This window comes from Ruegeria sp. (assembly GCF_028066395.1).
Lineage (GTDB): Bacteria > Pseudomonadota > Alphaproteobacteria > Rhodobacterales > Rhodobacteraceae > Ruegeria.
In genome coordinates this window covers 2,452-5,902 of record NZ_JALCBM010000058.1, presented here as the reverse complement: position 1 = coordinate 5,902, position 3,451 = coordinate 2,452, and the positions used below count along the sequence as shown (strand labels likewise).

The following is a 3,451-nucleotide window of genomic DNA, read 5'->3' as shown; positions in this document are numbered from 1 at the left end:
GTGCTGAAAGAGACCTGTTTCACCGCATCCGCCCTGTTCGCGGTGCTGATCGGTGCGCAAATCTTCTCGAACTTCATCAATCTGGCCGGATTGCCCGAGGCGCTGATCGCGCTGGTCACCGCCTATGATGTGTCGCCCTTTGTGGTGATCCTGATGATCCTGGGCATCTACATCATTCTGGGCTGCGTGTTCGAATCCCTGTCGATGCTGCTGCTGACCGTGCCAATCTTTTTCCCGCTGGTGACCTCACTGGGCTATGATCCAATCTGGTTCGGCATCGTTGTTGTCGTCGTCACCGAGATCTCGCTGATCACCCCGCCCGTGGGTCTGAACGTGTTCATCCTGAAAGGCGTGGTGGGCGATGTCTCGACCGGCACTATCTTTCGCGGGGTCACCCCGTTCTGGGTTGCCGACATCTTTCGCCTGGCCCTGATCGTGCTGGTGCCCATCGTGGTTCTGTACCTGCCGCAACAGATGGGTGCGCTGGGGCACTAGGCCCCGTTTGAAAACAGGAGGACACCCATGTCCCTGCTTCAGATTTCCAGTTTCGCCGCTGGGACTTGGATTGCACCCGGACCGGGCGCGCGGACCATCGCCTCTGCCATCACCGGCGCGCCTTTTGCGACGGCGGGCAATGACGATCTGGACGTGCAGGCGATGCTGGATCATGCGCGCGGCACCGGTGGCCCCGCCCTGCGCGCCCTGACCTTTCATCAACGTGCCCGCATGTTGAAGGCGCTGGCACAGGTGCTGTCCGAGCATAAACAGGCGCTTTATGATCTGAGTTTCGAGACCGGCGCCACGCAAAAGGACCACCTGATCGACATCGATGGCGGCATCGGCACGATGTTCGTCTTCGCCTCAAAAGGGCGGCGCGAGATGCCGGATGCGCAGGTCTATCTGGACGGCGGGATCGAGCAACTGTCGCGCAACGGCACCTTTCTGGGGCAACACATATGCACCCCGCTGCAGGGCGTCGCGGTGCATATCAACGCGTTCAACTTCCCGGTCTGGGGGATGTTGGAGAAGCTGGCCCCCACCTTGCTGGCCGGCGTTCCCGCCATCGTCAAACCGGCCACCAACAGCTGCTATGTCACCGAACGGGCCGTGCGGGTCATGCTGGACAGCGGCATCCTGCCGGACGGGGCGTTGCAACTGGTTTCAGGCGGGTTGGGCGACATGCTGGATCGGCTGGATTGTCAGGATGTGGTCAGCTTTACCGGCTCGGCCGATACCGCGCTAAAGCTGCGGCAGACACCGGCCATCCTGCGCAACGCCGTCCGGTTCGTGGCGGAACAGGACAGCCTGAACGCCTCGATCCTTGGGCCGGACGCGGTTGAGGGCACGCCTGAGTTTGACCTGTTCGTCAAGGAAGTCGCGCGCGAGATGACCACCAAGGCCGGGCAGAAATGCACCGCCATTCGCCGGATCATCGTGCCGCAAGCGCAGGCGCAACCAGTGATCGACGCGCTGAAAGCCCGGTTGGCGAAGGTCACCGTCGGCGACCCGAGGCAGGACACAACCCGCATGGGCGCACTGGTTTCAAACACACAAAAGGCCGATGTACTGGCCAAAGCCGACCTGATCGGGGCCGAGGCGCAGCGGGTCTTTGGCAACCCCTCGGATTTCGACCTGCAGGGCCCCGATACCGGTGCTTTTGTGCCCCCGATGCTGTTTCACTGCACCGACCCGGACAACGCCCAGCGCGTTCACGATACCGAAGCCTTTGGCCCGGTCTCAACCGTCATGGGTTATCGCGACTTGGCCCACGCGGTGGCGTTGGTCAATCGCGGTCAGGGCTCGCTGGTCACCTCTCTGATCACCCACGACCCGGAGGTCGCGCGTGAGGTGATCATGGGGGCTGCCGCCTATAACGGGCGGATTTATCTGAATGACCGGGATTCGATGGCCGAATCCACCGGCCATGGCGCGCCCCTGCCGCATATGGTCCATGGCGGGCCGGGTCGCGCTGGCGGTGGCGAAGAGATGGGCGGCGTGCGCGGCGTGATGCATTACATGCAGCGCACGGCCATTCAGGGCTCGCCCCGGATGCTGTCGGCGATTGGCCAGAAATGGGTCTCCGGCGCGCCTGAGGTCACCGGCCCCGCACACCCCTTCACCCGCAGATTCAACAAGCTGGAAATCGGCGAAACCCTGAACACCACCCCGCGCACCATCACGCTGGAAGATATCGAACATTTCGCCCATTTCACCGGCGACACCTTCTATGCCCATATGGATGAGGACGCCGCCGCCCGGAACCCATTCTTCCCGGGACGCGTGGCGCATGGCTATCTGCTGCTCAGCTTCGCCGCCGGGTTGTTCGTGGAACCGAACGAAGGCCCGGTTCTGGCCAATACCGGTCTGGACGGGCTGCGGTTCATGAAGCCGGTCGTGCCGGGCGACAGCATCAAGGTGCGTCTGACGGTCAAGCAAAAGACCCCGCGCAACGAAGACTATGGCGAGGTCCGCTGGCACGTCACGCTGACCAATCAGGATGACGAGATGGTCGCAGAATACGAGCTGTTGACCATGTGCGCCTGCTGAACGCTGCGGTTAAATCTGTTTTTCTTAGACCCACGAACGGGTTAAGCTGGTGGTATGACCAGCAAGGACACGTGGTTCGATACGGCTGTCGCCGCATTGGCGGACCCGCAGGATCAGCGGGTGTGGTCGATTATCGTGTCCCTGTTCGGTGATCTGGCACAGGCCCCCGGGGCGCAAATCTCGGGCAGCGCCCTGACCCGCGTCATCGAACCCATCGGCATCAAGCCCGAGGCCATCCGCGTCGCCCTGCACCGCCTGCGCAAGGATGGCTGGATCGAAAGCGACCGGATCGGACGGGTCTCGATGCATTTCCTGTCCGATTATGGCCGCACCCAATCCGCCGCCGTCACCCCGCGCATCTACGCCCGGACTTCGGCCACCGACCGCAAATGGCACCTGCTGATCGCCGAAGACGGCGCTGGCATGCAGGTTTTGGACGAGTTGATGCTCAGCCACGATTGCACGCCCATCACCCGCACGGTGGCGCTGGGACCCGGCCCCGTACCCGTGCAGACCGAAGGAGTCCTGAGTTTCGAGGTCTCACCCCATACGGTGCCGCAATGGGTGCAGGACCGGCTCTGCCCCGACGACCTGCGGCAAGCCTGCCGGTCCCTGCTGGAGGACGTGCAGCAGGCCACCAGAACGCGCCCTGCCGGATGGTCCGCGACACCGATACAGGCCGCAACCTTGCGCACCCTGCTGGTCCACCGCTGGCGCCGCGTTGTGCTGCGCCAACCGGATGTACCGGCCGAGTTCTTCCCGCCCGACTGGACCGGCCCGGCCTGCCGGGATGCGGTGCTCAACCTGCTCGATACGCTGCCACGACCTGCCCCGGATATCCTCAACGCCACGACCTGACGCAACGGCAATCTCTTCCCAGCCCCCCGGCATGGTCTATCTTGGA

The 3,451-nt window shown here is 63.4% G+C and carries 3 protein-coding genes; all 3 read left to right on the top strand.

What is annotated here, in order from left to right; translation table 11 throughout:
• The coding region (locus MPJ51_RS16455; RefSeq protein WP_298388924.1) for a TRAP transporter large permease subunit at positions 1-495 on the top strand (495 nt) is incomplete at its 5' end.
• Between the two features lie 27 nt (positions 496-522).
• Positions 523-2,547: a phenylacetic acid degradation bifunctional protein PaaZ gene (paaZ, locus tag MPJ51_RS16450; RefSeq protein ID WP_298388922.1), complete on the top strand. Its 2,025-nt coding sequence runs from the start codon at positions 523-525 to the stop codon at positions 2,545-2,547.
• A 54-nt stretch (positions 2,548-2,601) separates the two neighbouring features.
• Entirely contained in the window at positions 2,602-3,405 is an 804-nt protein-coding gene (locus tag MPJ51_RS16445) for a PaaX family transcriptional regulator C-terminal domain-containing protein (RefSeq protein ID WP_298388920.1), read from the top strand.
• The last annotated feature ends 46 nt before the right edge of the window (positions 3,406-3,451 follow it).

Coding starts and splice junctions, on each gene's coding strand:
- MPJ51_RS16445 (WP_298388920.1), top strand. CDS start 2,602: ATGACCAGCAAGGACACGTGGTTCGATACGGCTGTCGCCGCATTGGCG.
- paaZ (WP_298388922.1), top strand. CDS start 523: ATGTCCCTGCTTCAGATTTCCAGTTTCGCCGCTGGGACTTGGATTGCA.